The 21,764-nt window shown below is 71.8% G+C and carries 17 protein-coding genes; 8 read left to right on the top strand and 9 right to left on the bottom strand.

Features of this window, described 5'->3' with window-relative positions; all coding sequences use genetic code 11:
• The first annotated feature begins 13 nt into the window (after window positions 1-13).
• The 3 genes from ACMGFI_RS09225 to ACMGFI_RS09215 all read left to right on the top strand — a co-directional run bounded on the left by ACMGFI_RS09225 (window position 14) and on the right by ACMGFI_RS09215 (window position 1,141).
• The gene (locus ACMGFI_RS09225) at window positions 14-259 is read left to right on the top strand and encodes a hypothetical protein (protein ID WP_436909131.1); all 246 of its coding nucleotides are present in this window, start codon (window positions 14-16) and stop codon (window positions 257-259) included.
• A 103-nt stretch (window positions 260-362) separates the two neighbouring features.
• Window positions 363-770, top strand: coding sequence for an ArsR/SmtB family transcription factor (locus ACMGFI_RS09220; protein WP_436909129.1), 408 nt, complete (start codon window positions 363-365; stop codon window positions 768-770).
• Between the two features lie 5 nt (window positions 771-775).
• Complete coding sequence (locus ACMGFI_RS09215) at window positions 776-1,141, top strand: DUF7347 domain-containing protein (protein WP_436909126.1); 366 nt, start codon at window positions 776-778, stop codon at window positions 1,139-1,141.
• Between the two features lie 58 nt (window positions 1,142-1,199).
• On the opposite strand, the gene ACMGFI_RS09210 is transcribed toward ACMGFI_RS09215, so the two are convergent.
• Together ACMGFI_RS09210 and ACMGFI_RS09205 are read right to left on the bottom strand one after the other, a co-directional pair.
• Window positions 1,200-1,415: a hypothetical protein gene (locus ACMGFI_RS09210; protein WP_436909124.1), complete on the bottom strand. Its 216-nt coding sequence runs from the start codon at window positions 1,413-1,415 to the stop codon at window positions 1,200-1,202.
• Between the two features lie 550 nt (window positions 1,416-1,965).
• On the bottom strand, window positions 1,966-2,364 hold the full coding sequence (locus ACMGFI_RS09205) for an ArsR/SmtB family transcription factor (RefSeq protein ID WP_436909123.1): 399 nt from the start codon (window positions 2,362-2,364) through the stop codon (window positions 1,966-1,968).
• A gap of 478 nt (window positions 2,365-2,842) precedes the next feature.
• On the opposite strand from ACMGFI_RS09205, the gene ACMGFI_RS09200 reads away from it, so the two are divergent.
• On the top strand, window positions 2,843-4,162 hold the full coding sequence (locus ACMGFI_RS09200; RefSeq protein WP_436909122.1) for an FAD-dependent oxidoreductase: 1,320 nt from the start codon (window positions 2,843-2,845) through the stop codon (window positions 4,160-4,162).
• 90 nt (window positions 4,163-4,252) lie between these two features.
• On the opposite strand, the gene ACMGFI_RS09195 is transcribed toward ACMGFI_RS09200, so the two are convergent.
• Window positions 4,253-10,315, bottom strand: coding sequence for a PAS domain S-box protein (locus ACMGFI_RS09195; protein WP_436909119.1), 6,063 nt, complete (start codon window positions 10,313-10,315; stop codon window positions 4,253-4,255).
• A gap of 259 nt (window positions 10,316-10,574) precedes the next feature.
• Complete coding sequence (locus ACMGFI_RS09190) at window positions 10,575-10,877, bottom strand: DUF7521 family protein (protein WP_436909118.1); 303 nt, start codon at window positions 10,875-10,877, stop codon at window positions 10,575-10,577.
• A gap of 315 nt (window positions 10,878-11,192) precedes the next feature.
• Here ACMGFI_RS09190 and ACMGFI_RS09185 point away from each other — a divergent pair, with 315 nt between their 5' ends.
• From ACMGFI_RS09185 to ACMGFI_RS09175, 3 genes are all read left to right on the top strand, one after another.
• On the top strand, window positions 11,193-11,723 hold the full coding sequence (locus ACMGFI_RS09185) for a DoxX family protein (protein WP_436909116.1): 531 nt from the start codon (window positions 11,193-11,195) through the stop codon (window positions 11,721-11,723).
• A gap of 157 nt (window positions 11,724-11,880) precedes the next feature.
• Complete coding sequence (locus tag ACMGFI_RS09180) at window positions 11,881-13,326, top strand: hypothetical protein (RefSeq protein WP_436909115.1); 1,446 nt, start codon at window positions 11,881-11,883, stop codon at window positions 13,324-13,326.
• A complete protein-coding gene (locus ACMGFI_RS09175; RefSeq protein WP_436909113.1) occupies window positions 13,326-14,294 on the top strand; it encodes a substrate-binding domain-containing protein in 969 nt (322 codons plus the stop codon). The genes ACMGFI_RS09180 and ACMGFI_RS09175 overlap by 1 nt, the downstream gene beginning before the upstream one ends.
• Before the next feature lie 48 nt (window positions 14,295-14,342).
• Here ACMGFI_RS09175 and ACMGFI_RS09170 read toward each other — a convergent pair whose 3' ends face one another.
• From ACMGFI_RS09170 to ACMGFI_RS09150, 5 genes are all read right to left on the bottom strand, one after another.
• A complete protein-coding gene (locus ACMGFI_RS09170; RefSeq protein WP_436909112.1) occupies window positions 14,343-15,344 on the bottom strand; it encodes a substrate-binding domain-containing protein in 1,002 nt (333 codons plus the stop codon).
• Between the two features lie 120 nt (window positions 15,345-15,464).
• Window positions 15,465-16,454 carry a substrate-binding domain-containing protein gene (locus ACMGFI_RS09165; RefSeq protein ID WP_436909110.1) on the bottom strand — a complete coding sequence of 330 codons (990 nt, stop codon included), beginning with the start codon at window positions 16,452-16,454 and terminating at the stop codon, window positions 15,465-15,467.
• A 138-nt stretch (window positions 16,455-16,592) separates the two neighbouring features.
• Window positions 16,593-18,497, bottom strand: coding sequence for an ABC transporter permease (locus tag ACMGFI_RS09160; RefSeq protein ID WP_436909108.1), 1,905 nt, complete (start codon window positions 18,495-18,497; stop codon window positions 16,593-16,595).
• 26 nt (window positions 18,498-18,523) lie between these two features.
• A complete protein-coding gene (locus ACMGFI_RS09155; protein ID WP_436909105.1) occupies window positions 18,524-19,615 on the bottom strand; it encodes an ABC transporter ATP-binding protein in 1,092 nt (363 codons plus the stop codon).
• Window positions 19,616-19,760: 145 nt separating this feature from the next.
• Complete coding sequence (locus tag ACMGFI_RS09150) at window positions 19,761-20,984, bottom strand: transporter (RefSeq protein ID WP_436909102.1); 1,224 nt, start codon at window positions 20,982-20,984, stop codon at window positions 19,761-19,763.
• A gap of 176 nt (window positions 20,985-21,160) precedes the next feature.
• On the opposite strand from ACMGFI_RS09150, the gene ACMGFI_RS09145 reads away from it, so the two are divergent.
• Complete coding sequence (locus ACMGFI_RS09145; protein ID WP_436909099.1) at window positions 21,161-21,733, top strand: hypothetical protein; 573 nt, start codon at window positions 21,161-21,163, stop codon at window positions 21,731-21,733.
• Window positions 21,734-21,764: the final 31 nt, after the last annotated feature.

Genomic DNA, 21,764 nt, shown 5'->3' with positions numbered 1-21,764 from the left:
AGGGGGTCCGCCGTTGCAGAGACTGCAACTCGGCGCGGCCGTTTTCGTCCCGGTGCGAGAACCGCCCGGCGGTGAGTACACGGTCATCCGTCGGCCACGCTGTCCGGGTCAGGTCGCGACGGCGGTCGGGATCCTCTACGACGGGCGGATCGTCGTCGGCGGCCCGCCCGCGGACCCGGCCGACCGCATGGAGGCCCGCGAGGACCCGACGCTCGAAGACGTCTTCCTGTCGGTGACGACCGAGGACGGCCTCGCATAGCGGCCGGCCGCACCGGTCGGATCAATCTATCTAGCCCGTCGGATCCGGACCGTCAACGGACGTAGTGAAACCGCTTCTGGGGGACGGGGTAGTTGTGTGGGGTATGAGCCACCTGCTGCCGCGAGAGCCGCCGGTCGACGGGTCGGCCGGCCCCGAAGTCGTCGCGATCGGCGACGAGGAGTCCGGGGCCGTCTTCTCGGCCCTCTCGGCGGACCGCGCGCGGTCGATCCTCTCGGAGCTGTACCGGGAGCCGGCGACCCAGTCGGAGCTCGCCGACCGGGTCGACACGTCGCTCCAGAACGTCGACTACCACCTCGGCAACCTCGTCGACGCCGGGCTCGTCGCGGTCGTCGGCCAGTGGTACTCCGAGAAGGGCACCGAGATGGACGTGTACGCCCCCGACGGCGACCCGCTCGTGCTGATAGCCGGCGACGGCGACCGGGTCGACGACACCCGCCGCGCGGTCTCGGAGGGCGGACCGGCCGGGACCGCCCGGGGTCGGACCGGGTGAGTCCGATGGCATCGACAGCCACCGGGCAGCCGAACGACGACGCCCCCGAGCAGCCGGGTCGCCGCGGGACCGACGGGTCGCTCCCGCCGCCGGAGGCGCTCGAACTGGCGACCGACGAGGCGCGGCGGGCCATCCTCTCGACGCTGTGGCGGGCCGACGACGCGCCGCTGCCGTTCGCGGCGCTCCGCCGCCGGTCGGGCGTCGACGGGAGCGGCCGGTTCAACTACCACCTCCAGCGGCTGCGCGGGCGGTGTGTCCGCCGAACGGACGGCGGCTACGGGCTGACCGCCCGCGGCGAGCGCTTCGTCGCCGCCCTGATCGCCGTCCCGGCGCTCGACGAGGCCGCCGAATCCGGGTCGGCGAGCGACTGAGTCGGGCGCTTCACCCGCGTTCTCGCCGCGTCTGTCCGGGCGCGCGCGGAGCGCCCGCTCAGGTGTAGTCTCCGACATCGACGACCAGCGACGCGTCGACGGTGATCCACGCGGCGGTCGCGTCCGCGCCGTCGTCTCGGGCAGCGAACGTGACGGTCCCCGCGTCGGCGTCCGGGATCGCCTCGATCCGGGGCGCTCCGTCGGGGGTGTCGGACCGGGGTGGCCGGTCGGCAATCCAGGGGGCGGTGCTCTCGGAGTCGCCGGGGTCGCTCATGTCTGAGACCGGGGGCGCCGTGATCATAAAAGGGGAAACAGGGCTTCAGGGTCGGAAACTCCGTCCGGAACGGCGACACCGACACTGATCCGCGGGGCGCGAGCCGCGGTCGACGGTCCGGCCGGTCCGTGGTCGGGTCGGGATCCGGACCGCGGGAGGGGATTCGGGCCGCGACGAGATCGGGGGCGCGAGTCGGGGCCGAAGCGGGCGGGGGACCGGTCAGTCGACGGCGGACAGCCGGCGAAAGGGACCGAACGGCGGTCCGGCGGGGCCTGACAGACAGGGCCGACGGCCCGGGTGAGGACGGGCGGGACCGACGGCCCGGGTGGCGGGTGGATCGGTCGGACGGGCGATGCCAGGTGGATCGGTCGGACGGGCAGCGACGGGTGGATTCGGCGTCACGGAGGGGTGACGGGGCCGGATACTGGAGCCCGCCTCCGGCCCGGGCGGGTGATCGACGATACCGCCCGGGACGTAATCAAACGGCGTCCAGTGTTTCGGGCGCTGAAACACGGGGCCGGGAGACCGACGAGGTTGGAGGACAGTCCGGTCACGCGCCGGGCGCGGGCCGCGGCGACTGGCGTGACGAGCGCCCGCCCGTACCGTCGGTGGCCGTCACCGAGAGGCCGTCGTCGGTGAAGCCGATGGTCACGGACTCGAACGACGCCTCGAACACCGTCCGGTGGTGGCCGTCGGCGTCGCAGGCGAGGTCCGTCTCGACGAGGCCCGCGTCCCGCAGCCGGTTCAGCCGCCGGTACACCGTCGGCCGGGACGCGCCGCACGCCTCCGCGATGGCACGGGCCGGCTTCGGTTCCGTCCGGATCGCTTCGAGGATCGCCCGCGTGTACGCCGCGTCCAGCAGTTCCAGGAGTTCGTCGGTCGAGAGCTCCCCCGACGCGTCGTCGCCCGACTCGACGGGGCCGGACCGCGCGGATTCGGTGAGTGACATCGGTCTGTCCGTACCATCCGCCCCGACACCCCTCGGCGTACTGGCAACTTGCGTTGTCACGGCCGACCTCCGGTGGCTACACACGTTGTGTTGGGGGTGGTTCACACGGTCGGAACCCCGGCGTGGTCGCGTCCGCGACGGTTGAACCCGGGTCGACCGCGCTGTTTCCCGGCGCGAAACACGGTTCGGCCCCTTAGGTGGGGCGGCCGCGAACGGTCACCGAATGCAGGACCGTCGACCGTCGCGCCCGAGTCGCCGTCTCACGCGGGGGGACCGGAGTCCGACCGACCGCTCCCTCGACCGGGATGGGACCCCGCCCGCCCGGTCCGCGAAGCCTTCTCCCGACCACCGGACGGGCGTCCGCCCGCTGTCGGCCCACCGCCCGCTGGACGACCCCCGGCGGACCCGGAACGCGGGCGCGGATTCGGGCCCACCGGCCGACGCGGGTCGACGGACCGACGGGGACCCCCCCGCCGGCGTGTCCACCGACGGCGACGCCGACGGGTCGGACGCATCGACCGAACGGGCGGGCGACGCCAAACGGGCGGACGACGCCGAACGGACAGGCGACGCCGAACGGACGGGCGACGCTGACCGCTCGGCGTCGCCGGCGGTCCAGGCCCCCGTCGACGACGTGATCGGGACCTACCCCGACAGGCAGGTGCTGGTCGTCGGTGCCACCGCCGTCGGCGTCGCGCTCGCGCTGTTCCTCCGGCGGGCGGGGTACGACCCGCTGGTCGTGGCGGGCGGCGACGAGCCGGACCGGTCGCGGGTGACCTCGCTGACGCCGTCGGCGCTCGCGGCGCTCGACGCCGTCGACGCCGCCACGGCGGTCCGGGACCGCGGCGTCCCCGTGAGCGGCGTGTCCGTCGGCGGGACCGACTCGGGGAGTCGGGCCGACATCGGAGCCACCGAGGGAGCGACCGGAGCGTCGCCCCTCCTCGTCCGGACGGGCGAGCTCCGCCGGGCGCTCGAAGCGCGCCTCCCCGACCGCCAGCGCCGTCGCGACACGCCCGTCGCCGCGCTCTCTGCGCGCGACGACGGCGTCGCGGTCGAGTTCGCCGACGGCGTCCGCGAGTGGTTCGACGTGGTCGTCGACGCCGGCGGGCTCGACCCGTCGCTTCGCCCGGCCGGCCCGGGGCGGGCGGAGCGAGTGGGGCTGGTCCAGTACGAGACCGCGACCGAGGCGGGCAGCGACGCTTCCGACGGGAACCGGATCCGGGAGCGGTGGCACGACGCGGCGCTCGTCCAGCGGCTCCCCTGTCCCGGCGAGTCCCGGGAACGGCTCAGGGTCACGGCGCCGGCTCCGGACCGCCGGTCGGGAGCCGAGGACGCGAGCGCCGACGCGGTGTTGCCGGCCGACGCCGCCGCGGTCGCGACGGCCCTCGACGGGGTCGACCCGGCGCCCGTCCGGCAGGTCCGACTGGGCGACGGGGCGCCCGCGCGGGCGTCGTGGGGCGACGGGCGCGTCGCCGCCTGCGGGCCGGTCGCCTGTCCGGTCGCGCCGGCGACCGGGTTCCGGACCGGGCTCGGGATCGAGGGCGCGCTCGCGTTCGTCAGGGCGATGGCGCGCGCGGACCGGCCGGCGCCGGCGGCCGTCGACGCCTACGCCGCCGGCCGCGCCCGCCGACTCGCGACCCTCGGCCGGACGGCCGCGGCTGTACGGACCGACCACGGGTACCCGGTTCCCGACGCCGCCGAGCCGCCGCTGACCGCGGTCGCGCTGCTCCGGACGGTCGCGCTCGGCCCCGCGCTCTGCGAGCGGCTGGCTGACCGCCAGCGCGAGGGGGTCCGGTGACGCCTCGGCGGGCCGCGCGCCCGCTCGCGTGCCGTCGCATCCGCGGTCGGCGACCGCGGTCAGGTCCCCGTCGTCGAACGGGACCGCCGGTCACGCGTCGGCGTCGAACAGGAGCCCGAAGACCTCGCGCTCTGCGATCCGGAGGTGCTTGTTGAACGTCGGCTGCGTGATGTCGAGGCGGTCGGCGACCTCGCCCCCGTCGTTCTCGCGGGGCCACTCGAAGTAGCCCGCCGAGAGGGCGGTCCGGAGGACCTCGAACTGCCGGTCGGTGAGCTCCTCGCGGGCCCGGTCGGCCAGCTCCGCCGGCGTCCGGTCCCGGCGCCGGTGCTGGCGCCTGGCCGCGAGGTCGAGCGACGGTGCGATCTCCGCCAGCCGCTCGACGAACGACCGCACGTCGGCCTGTCGGGGCACCTCGACGACGACCGTCGCCCCGTCGGGGTCGGCCGACGCCTCGCGCAGGACGCCGCCGTACTCCGCCAGCGGCGCGCCGAACCACCCGTCGGCCCGCGACTCGACCAGCGTCGACGACTCGTCGTCGGCCACCACGTCGACCGACCCGGGCAGCGTCCGGGCCGCGATCTCCGGGGCGTCGGCCGGCACGTCGCCCTCGAAGCCGTAGTAGACGCTGACCGGGCCGTCCTGTCGGGAGACGGTCCGTTCGAGCGAGACCCGACAGCCGGCCGCCTCGGCCGCGCGGGCGAACGGCAGCGCGTCGCCGCCGCCCGCGAACTCCAGTTCGACCGTCTCGTCGGACTCCAGCGCCCGCCGCCGCTCGACGGCCGCGAGCGCGTTCGCGATCGACGTCCCCAGCTGCGCGAGCACCTCCCGCTCGCGGTCGCCGAACGCCTTCGGGGAGTCCGTGCCGACGGTCAACACGCCGTGGGTGATGCCGTCGTACGTCAGCGGGACGGCACACAGCGACTGGAACCCCTCCGCGAGGCTGCGGCGCCGCCAGTCGTCGGCCGGGCCGTCGCCGACGAGCGAGTCCGCGACCCGGACCGCCTCGTGCCCCCACGCCGCGACCGCGGGGTGGGGGTCGGCCGTGTCGTCGGCCGTCGTCAGGTCCAGCCCCGTAACGTACCCCTCCGACGCGCCGACGACCGCCCGCGGGACGAGGCGGTCGGTGCCGACCTCGACGCCGCCGACCCACGCCAGGTCGTACGGGCCGGAGCCCGCGAGGCGCTCGCAGACCGCCCGCTCGACCTCGCCGGGGTCGCTCGCGTCGGTGATGGCGGCCTCGACCTGCTGGGTGAGCCGGGCGATCCGGTCGAGCCGTTCGGCCCGCTCGGTCTGGGTGCGTAGCTGTTCCTCGCGGGCTTCGAGTCGCTGGCGGCCTTCGAGGTGGTTGAGCGCGGCCTCCAGCGTCGCGGCCAGCACGTGCGCCCCCTGTATCGTCTCCGACCCGAGCTCGCCCTCGGGAGCGCCGACCAGCAGGACCCCGTGGTTGCCGAGCGCGAGCGCGCGCCAGGTCGCAAGCGCCGCCAGCACGCCGGGACCGTCCCCGCCGCCGTCGGTCCCGTCCCCGCCCCCGCCGCCGACGAAGCCGGCCTCCTCGCGGCCGCCGTCAGGGGCGACGACCGTTCCGGTGGCGAACCCCTCCCAGAGGCGTCCGTCCCCCGGGCCGACCGGGTCGACCCCCTCGGCGTCGGGCAGCGGGCCGGTCAGGACCTCCGGGCGGAGCACGCCGTCGTCGGCGTCGTAGAGGAACGCGCCGACCGCGGGGAGGTCGAGGGTCCCGGCGGCCGCCTCGACCGCCGTCCGGGTCGCCTCCTCGGGGGTGTCCGCGGTCGCCAGGTCGTCGGTCGCGTCGTCGAACGACGCCATGCGGCGCTCGCGGGCCTTCCGGTCGGTGATGTCGCGGCTCACGATCACGATCCGGTCGTCGCCGGTCTCCCAGTCGGTCGGGTAGAAGTCCGACTGCACCCACCGCCGTTCCCCGTCGGGTCGCTCGATGCGGTACTCGCGGGAGTAGCTGTCGGCCGCCGTCCCGTCGTCGACGTCGTCGACGATCCCCGCCACGAACGACCGGTACTCGCTCTCGTCGTCCGGGTGGAGCGTCCCGAAGAAGCCGTCCTCGTACGTCTCGCGGATCGCCTCCAGGGACTGCCCCCAGATCCGCTCGTAGCCCGAGCTCACGTAGTCGGGCGACTGCGAGGCAGCGGTGATCTCCCCGGCGCGGGTCATGAAGATGGCCTCGTCGATGCGGTCGAGGATCGCGCCGAGGCGCCGCTCGGTCCGGCGCTGTTCGGTGACGTCGCGGATGATCGCCAGGTACCGGCGCTGGCCGTTGATCGTCGCCGGCGTGTCGTTCACCTCGACTCGCCGGCGCTCCCCGTCCGCTCGCTCGATCAGCCACTCGTGGCTCCCCGGCTCGTCGGCGCCCATCACGTCCCGGATTATCTCCCGGGCGCGCTCGCCGGAGTAGCCCTCCTCGGGGACGTTGACCGCCTCCATCCCGTCCGAGAGCAGTGTCTCGCGGTCGTGGCCGGTCAGCTCGCACATCCGCTCGTTGCAGTCGACTATCTCCCCCGTCTCCGGGTCGTGGACCGTGATCGCGTCGTTGACGCCGTCGAAGATCTGCTCGTACTCGCGCTCACGGCGCTTGCGCTCGGTCACGTCCCGCTGTATCGAGAGGACCCGCAACTCGCCGCCGATCTCCGCGGGCGCCAGCGTGACTTCGAGCCAGATCCGCTCGTCCGAGCGGGTCACGCCGCACCACTCGACGGTCTCGGGCTCGCCCGTCTCGGCGACCTCGCGGATGAGCTCCCAGCCCCGCTCGCCGGTGTAGCCCTCCTCGGCGGCGCTGAGTCCCTCGATCCCCAGCTCCCGGATCGCCTCGAGGTCGTAGCCCAGCATCTCCCGGTAGGTCTCGTTCACGTCGGTCACCTCGCCTGCCTCCGGATCGAACACCGTGATCGCGTCGTTGACGCCGTCGAAGATCTGCTCGTACTCCCGTTCCCGGCGCCTGCGCTCGGTCACGTCCTGGACCCGGCCGACGATGCGGTCGACGGTCCCGTCCGCGTTCTCGACCGGGAACCGGGTGACCGAGACCCACCGCCGTTCCCCGTCGCGCTCGATGCGGTACTCCCCCTCGTAGGCCGCCTCCGGGTCGCCGGCCTCGACGTCCGCGATCAACCGCTCGACGTCGGCCTCGTAGTCGGCCCGGTCGTCGGGGTGGACAGCCTCGACGAACGCGGTCGGGTCCTCGTCGAGTTCCGCGACCGGACGGCCGTAGATCTCCTCGTAGGCGCCGTTGATGTAGCGGATCTCGGAGAAGTCGGCCGCCGCCAGGTAGACGACCTCGTCGATGTGCTCGGCGATGAGCCGGAGCCGGCGCTCGCTCTCGCGGAGCTCCCTGGCGCGCTCGACGCGGTCCAGCGCGGTGGCGACGTGCCGGGCGAGGATCCCTGCAGCGTCGAGCGTGACGTCGTCGAACCCGTCGCCGTCCCGGTCGACCGCGCCCAGCAGGCCGTGCTCACCGAGCGGAACGAGGACCGCGTCGCCGGGCGGCGTCCCGCCGTCGAGGTCCGCCGGGTCGTAGACGCCGCGCTCGCCGGTCTCGTACGCCTCGTACTCCAGGTCGTCGGGTTCGAGCGCTCGCGGCCGCTCGTCGGGCGAGAGGCGGTCGGCCGCGTCGCCGGTCGCGACCGGCGCGAGCGCGTCCGTGTCGCTGTCCCCGCCGCCCCCGTCGGCGCCGCCGCGGAGCCAGCAGGTCGGCAGCCACAGGTCCAGCACCTCGGTCGCGGCGTCGACGGCGGCCTCACAGACCGCCCGGGGGGTCTCCGCGTCCTGGAGGTCGTCGGTCGCCTCGTGGAGCGCGCGGACCAGCCGCTCGCGGCGCTTGCGCTCGGTCACGTCCCGCTGCATCGAGAGGACGCGGTCCTCGCCGCCGATCTCGGCCGCGGCGACCCGCGCCTCGATCCAGCGGCGCTCGCCCGATTTCGTCTCCTGCTGCCACTCGACCGTCTCGGGCTCGCCCGTCTCCATGACGCGGCGACAGATCTCCCGCGCCCGCTCGGTGGTGTAGCCCGCCTCGGTCGCGCTGAGCGCCGCGAAGCCCGCCTCGCGGATCGCCGCGACGCTGTCGTAGCCCAGGCGGTCGAGAAACGCCCGGTTCGCGTCGAGCGGCTCGGCCGTCTCCGGGTCCTGGACGACGATCCCGTCGTTGACGCCGTCGAAGATCTGCTCGTACTCCCGTTCCCGGCGCTTGCGCTCGGTGATGTCCCGGACGCTGCCGAGCACCCGCTCCTCGCCGCGGACGTCGACGACGCTGAGGTGGACCTCGACGGGGAACGTCTCGCCGTCCCTGCGCCGGTTGCGCCACTCGAACAGCTGGGGCCCCTCCTCGCGGGCAGCCCTGATGCGTTCGCGGGCGTCCTCGTAGCCGTGGTCCGCTGCCGTGACCACGTCGACCGTCTCCCCGACGAGCTCCTCGCGCTCGTAGCCGTTCATCTCGCAGAACCGCTCGTTGGCGTCGGTGATCTCGCCCGTCTCGGGGTCGTGGATGACCAGCCCGTCCGAGACGTTCTCGAAGACGCCGCGGTAGGTCCGCTCCAGTTCGCGCCGCTCGGTGACGTCGGTGTACCAGACGTAGGCGTCCGTCGGCTCGTCGGCGTCCGGGTCCGAGCTGAAGTGGATGACCCTGACGAAAAACTCCCGGGTCCCGTCGGCCGTCCGCCGGGTGATCTCCCGTTCGACGGGTTCGCCGCGCGCGGCCCTCGCCCGGAGGCGCTCGTACTCCTCGCGCTCGCTCGCCGGGACGACCGCCTCGCCGACGCCGGCCCCGACCACCTCCTCGGGCGAGTAGCCGAACACGTCCTCGAAGGCGGGGTTGACCTCGCGGATCACCGGCTCGTCGCCCTCGAACCGGACCCGCACCACCGGGTCCGGGTTGTTCTCGAACAGGGCCGAGCGACGGTCGCGCTCCCGTTCGAGGCGGCGCTCGGACTCGCGGCGCTCGGTCACGTCCCGCGACAGCGCCAGCACGCGGTCCTCGCCGGCGATAGTCGCCGGCGCGAGGTTCACCTCCAGCACCCGGCGCTCGCCCGCCGCCGTCTCGACAACCCACTCGACGGTCTCGGCCTCCCCCGTCGCGGCGACCCGCTGGGCGACCTCGTAGGCGCGCTCGCCGCCCGACCCCGGCTCGTCGGCGGTGAAGCCGTCGACGTCCATCTCGACGAGCGCCTCCCGGCCGTACCCGGTCAGCTCCGCCATCGTCTCGTTGACCTCGACCAGTCGCTCGGCCCACGGGTCGTGGACCGTGATCACGTCGTTGACGTTGTCGAACACCTGCTCGTAGGCCCGCTCGCGGCGCCGCCGCTCGGTCACGTCGACCGACGCAGCGAGGACGACCCGCTGCCCGCCGACCGCGGCCGGCCGCAGCCGCGACTCGACCCACCGGACCGACCCGTCGGCCGTCGACACCGGCCACTCCAGCTCCATCGGCGCCGCCCGGTCGTCCCCCGCGTTCGCCTCCCCGTTCGCTGCGGTCGGGTCGCCGTTCGTCCCGTCCGCCCGGCCGGCCGTCGCGTCTCCCCGGCTCCCGACGCTGGCGACGGCGTTGGCCAGCCGGTCGCCGTCGTAGCCGGGCACGTCGGCCGTGAACGCCGACGGGTCCGTCGACCGCACCGCCTCGCGGTCGCACCCCACCAGGTCACGGAACGCCCGGTTGGCGTCGAGCAGCTCGCCGGTCTCGGGGTCGTGGACCGCCGTCACGCCCGCAGCGCCCTCGTACAGTTCGCGGGCGGTGTCGCGGGCGTGCTCGCGCTCGACCGCCGACCCGACCCGCTCGGCGACGACCGCCGGGTCCGTCTCGACCAGCCGCCGGGGGAGCGTTTCCCTCGCGCCGTCCGACAGCGCCGCCGCCTCGCGCTCGTCGTCCCACTCGTCGGTCAGCACCACGACCGGGTCGTCCGGCCGCTCGGCCGTCCACCTGTCGAGGACGGCCTCGGCGTCGATACCGGTTGCACCGCTGTCGACGACCAGACAGTCCGCATCGCGGTCGGCGATCCGCCCGTCCCGACCCGTCCCCGCAACGACGGCTTCGACCGCCACGGCCCGTCCGGCGTCCACCTCCGCGCCCGAGAGCGCGTCCGCGACCGCCTCCGTGCCCGCGACCGCACACCGCAGGGGGTCGGACCCCACCGGAAACATGGCTATCATGTTCGTCTCGACACCCGTAAATCGTTTGCGGGGGTCGGAACCCACCGGGATCGGCCAGGAATCCGGCTCGCGGGCCGATCGTTCGCCAACGGCGACGCTCGATCGGTCCTCCGGTCGACACCCACGGATGCCGATGCGGATGCGGACGTGTTCGTCGCCGGTCCGCTTCGGGCGCGCTACGCTCGACCCCTCGCTGCGGCGGACACACGCCGACCGATACGACGGGGCTGTCCGTCGTCCCCGGCCGGCGTCACGCCCGGACGGGTTCGGGAGCGGGATACAGCGAGCGGACCAGCAGGGCGAACCCGGGCGCGACGAGCAGTCCCTGGACAAACAGGGTCGATTCGGCGTCGAGCCCGAGGGTGACGGCGCCCAGCGCGCCGACCAGCGGGCCGAGCGCGACCGCGCCGAGCCCGTAACTGAGCAGTTGCAGCGACCGCGACGACGTTCGGTTGGCGGCCCTGTATGCGAGCGAGGCGACGAGCGCGCCGAAGACGACAGCGACCGTCGTCACGACGAGCGTCGCGACCGTCAGCGTGGTGTGGGTCGACATGGTGGATCACCGTCGGGGAGCGGTTCGCCGTCCGAACCGCCGGAGCCGCGGCGAGCGGCGATGGCACCCGGACCGCGACCGACGCGTCCCCGGCCGTGTGGACGACTACCGCGGGAGCGCCCTTCAAGCCCGGACGGCCTTCTTGCCGTCCGGGAACGGGGGTATCGAGGGCGCTCGCGGTTCCGCGGGGATCCGGCACGTATCTCCGTGCCGTCCGGCGGTTTCGCCGGAATCGGGATGTCGACCCCGCTCGGTCGGTCCCAGCGGCTGGGAATCACGACTCCCCTTATCAGCGTTCTGGGAGAACGTGGGCGTATGGCGACGCGAGAACTCGAATCCAAGGTGTTCGGCTGGGACGTGCAGTTCACCTACTCCGAGACGTGGATCGGCTACGCGCTGTTCGCGCTGCGGGTCATCATGGGCTGGACGTTCTTCTACGCCGGGATCACGAAGGTCGTCGACCCCGAGTGGAGCGTCCGCGGGTTCCTGCTGTACGGGATCCCGGACGGGAACCCGCTGACCGGCCTGTGGACGACGATGGGCAACGAGTGGGCGTGGCTGCTGACGCCGCTGAACCAGCTCGGCCTGACGCTGGTCGGCCTGGCGCTGATACTCGGCGTGCTCGTCCGGTTCAGCGCGTTCTGGGGGGCCACCATGATGCTGTTCTACTGGCTGGCCTCCTACCCCTTCGACAACGCCCTGCTCATCGACTACCACATGGTGTACGTGTTCCTCCTGTTCGGCCTCGGCGCGTTCGGCGCCGGCCGCATCCTCGGCCTCGACGCCCGCATCGAACAGCTCGACATCGTCAAAGACTACCCGCAGCTCCGGCTGTTCCTCGGGTAGGTCGGTCCCGTCGGCCGCTCCGGCAGTCTCCTTCTCGGTTTCCGCCGCGGTCGCGAACGGCGACCGCGGCCGCCGTTCACCCCTTAACTCTTGCCGTGTCCACCGTCAGCGTAGAAGCTGGCACAGACGTATTCGAGCGAGCGGCGAACGGACACACATGGACGACGAATCCGGAGTGTCCGGCGACCTGAAGGAGACGCTCCAGCGCCACCGCCGCGGCAGCGGCTCGGACGGGACGCTGGTGTTGAGCGACGACGAGGGGTACGTCGGCGACGAGATCACCCTGAAGGGCCGTAACTTCCCGGCCGACGAGGAGTACGAACTGCTGTGGAACTCGACGGAGGGCCGGTGGGGCGTCCTCGAAGGTAACGAGGTCGTCGGCCCGCAGTACCAGCCCCGAACCGATCAGATCGGGACCGTTCGGACCGACGCCGACGGCGCCTTCGACGAGACGTGGACGGTCCCGGAGGACTACGGCGGCGCCCACCGCATCCAGGTCACGAACGACGACGGCAACGTCGTCGCGCGCGACGAGTTCTCGGTCACGCCCCACTTCGAGATCGACCGCACGGAGGCGCCGCTGGGCGAGGCGTTCACGATCACCGGCTACGGGATCGGCCCGAACGTCGTCACGAACAACTATCAGGTCTCCTGGGACAACGGCAACGTCGGGTTCGTGACGGGCGTGATGAACCGCGGGACCGCCACCGCCGAGATCCGCGCGGTCGGCCCGCCCGGCGAGCACGTCATCCAGGTGTGGCGCAACTACAAGGGCGTGCCCTACCTCCAGAACAACACTCAGTCGCCCTACGGCCCGGTCGCCGGCGGCCGCCAGTCCGTCTGGACCGTCGAGGTGACCGAACCGGACGACGACCCCCGGACCGCCTGGGTCGACCCGCTGCTCGACGAGCAGCCGATGAGCGTCCACTACCCCGAGATCGACGCCGAGGGCGAGGCCGAGCTGGAGATCTCCCCGCCCTCCGGCCAGGCGGGGACGACCGCCGTGCTCACCGGCCGGAACTTCCCCGCCGAGACCGAGGTCGACCTGATCTGGTACCGCCACGAGGGCCACCGCGTCAAGGGCATCCCCATTACCCCCGAACCCAAGCCGGACGTGTTGCCGACCGTCGAGACTGACGCTGAGGGTAGCTTCCAGACGGAGATCGCCATCCCGCGAGCGGAGGGGTCGACCCGGCCGATCACCGCCGCCGTCGACGGCCGCGAGGTCGCCGTGACCGGCTTCATGATGCAGCCGTCCATCGAGACGTTCGCGCCCGTCCGCGGCCCCGTCGGCACGGAGATCGACATCGAGCTGTCGGGGATCGGCTGGACCATCTACGAGAACGCCCCCTTCTTCGTCTACGACAACACGCCGCTGGGCTACGTCTGCGGCACCGCCGGCGACGACAAGGAGGGGACCGTCCACGCGCGGCTCCGCGCGGCCGGCGAGCCGGGCTGGCACTTCGTCGACGTGTACCCGAGCCTCTTCGACATGCAGGAGGAGAAACCCGAGTTCGAGGTGCGCCCGCACCTCTCGTATCTCGACAACCACCCCGTCCGGCCGCTGCCCGCCCTGCACATGGCCTTCGAGGTCACCGAGTGATGCTCGATCTCTCGCTCGCCGTCCACCCCTACGCCTGGACGCGACCGCTCCGGGACGGCCGCGTCGAACCGGAGGGGATCAATCTATCGGCGGTGAACTACCCCAACCCCGTCCGGTTCTCCCGGATGGTCCGGGACCTGGAGTTCGACGCCTGCGAGCTGTCGATGGGGACCTACCTCGCCACCCGCCGCGACGCCGATCGGTTCCCCTTTACCGCGATCCCGGTCTTCCCCTTCCGCAAGTTCCGCCACGCGTACATGTACGTCCGCGAGGGCGCCGGGATCGATTCGGTCGCGGATCTCGCGGGCGCCCGCGTCGGGATCGTCAACTGGCAGACGACGACGGGTATCTGGCAGCGAGGGACCCTCGCCGACCGCCACGGACTCGACCTCGCCTCGGTCGAGTGGGTCGCCGGCGGCTCGGAGATCGTCGACGTGGACGTGCCCGAGCGGATCGACCTGGAGTACGTCGGCCACCAGGGGTCGACCATCGGCCTCCTGGAGGACATGATCGAGCGCGGCGAGATCGACGGCGTCTTCCACCCGGTCGACGCCGGTGTCGCGAACGCGCGCCGGCTGTTCGACGACGCGAAGGCCGTCGAACAGCGGTACTACCGCGAGACGGGGATCTTCCCGATCATGCACGCTATCGTCGTCCGGGACGAGGTGCTCGACGAGCACCCGTGGGTCGTCCAGCCGCTGTACGACGCCTTCGAGCGCGCGAAGGAGATCGGCCTGGGCGCGCTGGAGCGACCCCGGGAACTCCCGCTCGTGTGGGCGGACGTGTACGCCGACGAACAGCGGTCGGTGCTGGGCGACGACCCGTGGGAGTACGGGCTCACCGAGGACAACGTCACGGCCGTCGAGACGCTCGCCGGGTACGCCCACGACCAGGGCGTCGCCGCCGAGCGCTACGACGCGGGCGACCTGTTCGCGACCGACCACCTCGACACCGACTACTACGCGTAGCGGCCCGTCCAGGAAACTCTCGGGGAACCGGCTGGCCGAGAACAGCGGTCAGCCGGTGAGTTCCACGGCGTTCTCGGCGAACAGTTCGGCGAGGTCGTACTCCCGTGGGATCAGTCCCTGGTCGTGGGCGTACTCGACGAACTTTTCGAGGCCGCGGCGATTTCGGTCGGTCAGCCCGTACGCCCAGGCGTCGTCACCGAGTATCCGCTGCTGTTCGAGCAGGTGGAGGTGCGCCCACGTCATCGAGGCCTTGGCGCTGGGGCTGGTGTTGCGGTCGAGGCAGGCGTCGCGGGCCTCGCAGAAGGCGTCGAAAATTTCGGTCGCGACCCACGGGTGCTCGTCGAGCACCTCGTCCCGGATCGCGACGGCGTGCATCGGCGGGTGGATGCCGGTCTCCTCGAAGTACTCCCGTTCGGCGGCGAGGGGGTCCTCGAAGACGAACTCTGCCTCGTCGGACTCGGCCACGTCCCAGAACAGCGACCCCGCCGGGTCCATCGCTGCCGCGAGCTCCCCCTCGAAGAGCATCTCGCGGAGGTCCTTCGGCTGCTCGACGGCGTCGCCGTCCTGCGCGCCGGGCACCGGCCGGATGTCGAAGCGGTCGGGCAGGTCGACGGGCACGTCGTCCTCGCGGCGCCGGTACCACTCGACGGATTCGAGGTCGAGACCGTGGTGCTCGGCGGCGATCCCGCGGACCCAGACGTTGGCGGTCGTCTGCCACGACTGGACGCCCACCGGCTTCCCTGCGAGGTCGGCCGGCTCGCCCACGTCGGCGTCGGCGTGTTTGTAGAAAAACGAGTGTCTGAACCGCTTGTTCGGGAACACCGGAATGGCGGTGAAGGGGTACTCCTCGCGGCGCTCGCGCGAGGAGAGGTACGACGCCAGCGACACCTCGCAGACGTCGAACGCCAGGTGTTCGAACATGCGTCGGTGGCGCTTGGGCGGGTACTCCGAGATCACCGTCGCGTCGATGCCGTCCGGCTGCACGTCGCCGGTCAACAGCGGCTTGTAGATGTCCCTGTCGCCGAGCGCGACCGAGAGTTCGACCGTCATGTGCGAGGGTGCGACCCCGGCGGGGGAATACCTTCCTCGGATTCCAGCGCAGTGGGATCCGCGGCGCGACGGCCCCTCGGGCGGTTCGCCGTCGACACGTCCGCTCGTCACATTCCGCGGCTACGCGACCCCGTCGACGAACAGCTCGTCCACGTCGTACGGTCGCCGGACCAGCCCCTGGTCGTGGGCGTACTCGACGAATTTTTCGAGCCCTCTCCGGTTGCGCTCGGTCAGGCCGTACGCCCAGGCGTCCTCCCCGAGGACCTCCCGCTGTTCGAGCAGGTGGAGGTGCGCCCAGGTGAGCGACGCGTTGGCGCTCGGGCTGGTGTTGCGTTCGAGGCAGGCGTCGCGGGCCTCGCAGAAGGCGTCGAAGATCTCCGTGGCGACCCACGGGTGTTCCTCCAGGATCTCGTCCCGAATGGCGACGGCGTGCATCGGCGGATGGATCCCGGTCTCCTCGAAGTACTCGCGCTCCGCGGCGAGGGGGTCGTCGAAGACGAACTCGGCCCGGTCGGACTCGGCCACGTCCCAGAACAGCGACCCCGCCGGGTCCATCGCCGCCGCCAGTTTCCCCTCGAACAGTGCCCGCTTGAGGTCCTCGCGCTCGGCGACGGCGTCGCCGCCGTGCTCGCCGGGGACGGGCCGGATGTCGAAGCGGTCCGGGATCGAGATGGGCACGTCGTCGCCCTTCCGGCGGTACCACGTCACCGAGTCGAGGTCGAGGCCGTAGTACTCCCCCGCGATCCCGCGCATCCAGACGTTGGCGGTCGTCTGCCAGGAGGAGACGCCCACGTTCCTCCCCGTCAGGTCGGCGGGGCCGTCCACGTCGGCGTCGGCGTGCTTGTAGAAAAACGAGTGTCTGAATCGCTTGGCCGGGAAGACGGGGATCGCGGTGAACGGGTACTCCTCGCGGTGGTCCCGCGAGGAGAGGTACGAGGCCAGCGACACCTCGCAGACATCGAACTCCAGGTTCGCGAAGAAGCGGCGGTGGCGGTTCGACGGGTAGACCGGCGTCTTGGTCGCGTCGACCCCGTCGGGCTCGACGTCGCCGGCGAGCAGCGCGCGGTTCAGGTCTCGGTCGCCGCAGGCGATCGACAGGTCGATTGGCATGGGTGAGTTCTCGGTGTGGTCGGCGGTCGGTGGTCGGCGGTCGGTTCGCGGCCTCGAAGGCCGGGGTCGGTCCGTGGACCCGGACCGGGTCGGTCCGGGGTGCGGTGGTCGTGGTGGCCGGGACAGGTGGACTGTCGTCTACTCGACGTTCATGTCGTGGAAGGAGACGCCGACGAGTCGCAGCGAGAGCAGGACGAGGAAGGTCAGCCCGACGAAGACCGTCGAGATGGCCGAGACGAGCTCGACGTTGGCGGTGTTCATGTAGATGTTGAACACCTTCACGGGGACGACCATCGTGTCCGAGGAGTAGACCATCAGCGGGATGGTGATCAGCTGGAAGATGTGGATCAGGAGGTAGAACCAGATGATCGCCGACGTGTTCCGGAAGAGGGGCAGGAACACCTCGCGCATCTGCTGGACCCAGGTGGCGCCGGCGATCCGGGCCGACTCCTCCAGCTCCGTGTGGATCTGGACGATGTTGCCGATGGCGAGCCGCGACGACATCGGGATGTAGGCGATGACGCAGCCGATGACGACGATCCACAGCGTCCCGTAGAGGTCGACCAGCGGGTGGACCTTGCCGACCCACAGCGCGGTGAACAGGACGCTGACGCCCGTGATGACGCCGGGGATCGCGACCGACGACAGCGAGAGGAAGTCGACGGCCCCGCGGAGGGGGTAGTCGGTCCGCTCGGTGTAGTACGACAGGCCGACGACGAGGACGGTCCCGAGCGTCGCGCCGGCGAAGCTGACGAGGACGCTGTTGACGAACGCGCCGCGCAACCGCGGGTTGGTCACGGCCTCGGCGTAGTGGGCGAGGGTCAGCCGCGACAGGTCGACCGTCCCGCCCCACACCGAGTGGACGGACACGACTACCATCACGACGACCGGGAGCACCCAGACCAGCAGCATGAACGCCCAGAGCGCGCCGGCGAGCGGCCACCGCCACTTCCCGAGGTCCCAGGTGTGGGGCTGGTAGCCCTGGCCGGTCACCGTCATGTAGTCCTCCTTGCGGCTGGTCGCCTTGCGGTGGTACCAGACCAGGACGGCAGCGACGACGAGCAGGCTGATCGACAGCGCCGCAGCCTGGCCGTACTCGGGCGGCGCCCGCAGCCGGACGGCCTTCCAGATCGCGGTGGCGTACACCTCGTAGCGCTCGCGGGCGCCGAGGATCGCGACGATGGAGAACTCCCCGAGCCCGAGCAAAAACCGGACGATGAGCGCCGTCAGGATCGCCGGCAGGATGACCGGGAACGTGACCGACCGGACCGTCTGGAGGACGTTCGCGCCGTGGATCCGCGCGACCTCCTCCAGGGAGGCGTCCATGTCCTGCAGCGCCGGCGCGGTGAGCAGGTACACCGAGGTCACCGCGTCGACGCCGGCGACGACGACGATCCCGGTCGGGCTGAAGATGTCGACGGGCGGCGCCTCCAGCCCGAGCGCGCCGACGAGGGCGGAGGTCACCAGCCCGTGGTCCGGGCCGTAGGCGGTGATGTACATGACCGCGTAGATGTACCCCGGGACGGCGTACGGCGAGATCAGCACGAGTTCCATCGCGTCCTTGGTCGGGACGTTCGTCCGCACGAGCAGCCACGCGAACGCGAGGCCGACGCCCATCGAGATCAGGGTCGTCCCGCCGGCGACGAACAGCGAGTTGCCCACGAGGGCACCGATATCGAAGGCGTTCTCCAGGTAGACCGCCCGGAAGTTCCCGAGCGTGACCGACCCGGAGAACTGGCCCGGGTAGCCGTCCCAGACGCTGGTCCACAGCAGGAAGACCAGCGGGACCAGCGTCAGCAGGACGGTCGCGACCGCGAACCCGCCGAGGACGAGCCGCCGCGCCCAGCCGTCGGTCCCGCTCGGCGCCGGGAGGGCTTCGAGCGGCGACTCGCGGGCGTCGCGGACGCTCCGTACCCGCTGGCCAAGCCGCGTGCGGATGCTCCCCACTCGCCCGCCGAGGCGGGCGCGGACGCTCCGCACTCGCTCGGCGAGTTGCGTTCGGGCGCTCCGGACCCGCCGGCCGAGCCGCGTGCGGACGCTCACGGGGTCCTCCCTCCGGTCGGCGCCGGTCATCCGTCGCCCGCCGGGTACACCTGTATCGCCTCCGGCCGGACGTGGAGGCGTATCTCGTCGCCCCGCTCGCGGTCGCGCACCGTCTCCGTGTGGACGACCAGGTCCGTCGCCGCCCCGTCGAACGCGACCGTCAGCTCGTAGGTGTCCCCGAGGATACCCTCGGCGACGACGGTGCCGGCGAGTTCGAGCCGCCCGTCGGGCCGGCCCGCGAACCCGCCGATCTCCACGTCCGACGGGCTGAGAAAGCAGCGGACCGAGCCGGTCCCGACCCCGTCGGAGACGTAGTCGACGTTGTCGAGCGGGAACTCGACCAGGTCGGTCCGGACGACGCGGTCGCCGTCGGCGGTCACGTCGACCGTCCCCGAGAAGCGGTTGTGCGTGCCGACGAACCGCCTGGTGAACGGCGAGGACGGGCGGCGGTGGAGCTCCGCCGGCTGTCCGCGTTCGACCGTCTCGCCGTCGCGCATCAGGACGACCCGGTCGGCGAGGTAGAACGCCTCTTCCTGGTCGTGGGTCACGTAGAGGACGCTGACGCCGAGCTCGTGCTGGAGCCGCTGGAGCTCGTCGCGCATCTCCTTTCGCAGCTCCCGGTCGAGGTTGCTCAGCGGCTCGTCCATCAGCAGCAGGTCCGGGTCGTGGACGAGCGACCGCGCCAGCGAGGTCCGCTGTTGCTGGCCGCCGCTCAGGTCGGTCGCCGGCGCCGATTTCAGGTCGCCGATCCGCACGAGTTCCAGCACCTCCTCGACGCGGGCCTCGTACTCCGACTCGGGGAACGGGTTGTCGGCGTACTGCAGCGGGAAGACCACGTTCTCGTAGACGGTCTTGTGCGGCCAGATCGCGTAGTTCTGGAACACCATCCCGAGGTCGCGGTCCTCCGGGGGACGGGAGACGCCGTCGCCGTGGACCGTCTCGCCGCCGATCCGGATCTCCCCGCCGTCGGGCACCTCGACGCCGGCGATACACCGCAACAGCGTGGTCTTGCCGCAGCCGCTGGGCCCCAGCAGCGCGACGATCTCGTCGCGCTCGACCGTCAGGTCGACACCCCGGTGGGCGTACTCGCTCCCGAAGCGCTTGTCGAGGTCAGTCACGGTCAACTGCGGGTGCGTGGGCATCGTGAGGGTGTCCGGGGTCGTGTGGTCTCGGTGTCTTCCGTGGTCAGCGAGTCGGGGTGCGGTGAGCGGCGAGCGGCGCGGTGAGCGGCGCGCAGCGACGAGCGCCGACGCGGCGGGACGGTCAGAACTCGATCGCGTCCTCGACGGCCCGCTGGCCGATCTCGGTGTACTCCTGGCCCTCCCAGAACCCGACCGGCGTCGTCTCGGTCGTGAGCCGTTTCCGCGCGTAGTCGCTCATCTCCACGTCGGAGAAGTCCAGGTCCGTCCGCGCGGCGGTCACGTTCGGCACGTCGTTTATCAGCCGCCGCTGGACCGGCGCCTCAAGCATCGCGCTGAGGACGAGCCGCGCTGCCCACGGGTGGGGGGCCTCCCGGTTGATCGAGAACAGCCCCTCGAAGGTGTTCCACTTCACCGGCTCGACGAAGTTGCCCATCAGGGGGAACTCCGAGACGAGCTCCGCTATCGTCCACGGGAAGTTGTAGAACATCAGCGGGACCTTCCCCTGGGCGACGGCGCGCCCGCCGTCGGAGTGGGAGTTGTAGCCGGTCACCTCGAAGTGGTCGACGATCGCCTCCATCCACTCCATGTTCCCCATGTCGGTCTGCTCGGCGTGGTAGCCGACGATCCACCCGATCTGGCTGGTGACGGGGCCCGTGGGGATGATCAGCTCCAGCCCCTCGTACTGGTCGTCGAAGAGGTCGTTGTAGCTGGTCGGGATGTCGAGGCCGCGCTCCTCGAAGATCTCCCGGTTGACCGGCATGACCGACGACGCGCCGCCGTTGAACGCCGAGGCGCCCCACGGGAGGGTCATGTAGTCCTCCAGCTGTTCGCCGAACCAGAAGTTCCCGTCGACGTCCCACTCGTAGTACTGCTCGGCGACGGACTCGCCGTCCTCGTAGATCAGGTTCCTGATGTCAGTGGCGCTGGCGACCAGATCGGCCTGGTCCTCGCCGGCCTGCCGTTCCTGGATGATCCGCTGGGAGATCTGCGAGCCGCCGGCCGAGACCACGTCGGCCTCCAGCCCGGCGTCGAACTCGTCGTTGATCACGTCGACGAGTCCGTTCCAGGTCGGTTGCTCCCCCGACCCGGCGTAGATGGTCACGGTCGTCCCGTCGTCGACGTAGTCGACGAGCTGGTCGGTGGTCCACGGCGGCTCCGGCTCGCCGCCGCCCGTCGTCGTCGCCGGGCCGCTGCCCGCGCCGCTCCCGAGACACCCCACGAGCGACGCTGCCGAGACCGCCGCGCCCGTCGCGAGAAACGCCCGCCGCGAGGGCGACCCGGCGCGACCCCGGCGGCCGTCGACCCCGTCGGGTCCTCGTTCGTCCGCTGAACGCTGGTCCGTCATACACCCGTGGCTACCCCCCGTGCGGATAAACGGATAGTGCAGATTGCTATTTGATGGGAAGACATCGGTCGAACGTTGACGTGATAGACGGGACCGGTAGATCAGAATGATAACGTGATATCGGAGATCGAACGCTGACGTGAAGATTCTTGAGCGCGGGGACCCGATCGCCGCTCATGCGCGGCCCGACGGAGAAGGCGCCGGACCCGGTCGTCTCGCCGCTGTTCGTCAACGCGATCCACGAGGAGCTACGGAGCTATGCGGGGGACCGGGCCGGCGACCCGCGGCCGTGTCCCGGTTGCGGGTCGACCGAGCGCCGGAAGAACGGCTCCCAGCGCGAGCCGAAGACGGTCGCGCGGCTGGTCACCGACGAGGGGATCAAGGACGTGGGCGTCGCTGTCCAGCAGTACGAGTGTACGGCCTGCGGGCGCTCCTACCAGGGCGACCTCTCGGCGCTGTTCTACTCCGACTGCGACTACGCGAAGCCCGTCGTCGACCTGTGTCGGTTCCACGCAGTCGAGCGGTCGCCCACAGCCTGCGAGCGGCTGCTGCGGCGCCGGTACGGGCTCCAGGTCAACCGCGACACGGTCGAACGGTACGCCGAGCGCTTCGACGAGCCGCCCGAGCGGCGGCCGGTCGAGATCGCCGGCCACACCTACTCGCTATCCTTCCTGGCGGAGCTGTTCGGCGACGGCGACACCGAGGATCCCCCGGGATTCGTGCTCACGAGCCACAGGGGGTTGTGGTAGGCCAGCCTTCGATGACGGGGGACGTGACCCC

Origin of the sequence: Halosimplex marinum, assembly GCF_051414075.1 — an archaeon.
In the GTDB taxonomy this organism is placed as follows: domain Archaea; phylum Halobacteriota; class Halobacteria; order Halobacteriales; family Haloarculaceae; genus Halosimplex; species Halosimplex marinum.
Note: the sequence above shows the minus strand (reverse complement) of the source record. Positions and strands in the feature narration are given on the sequence as shown.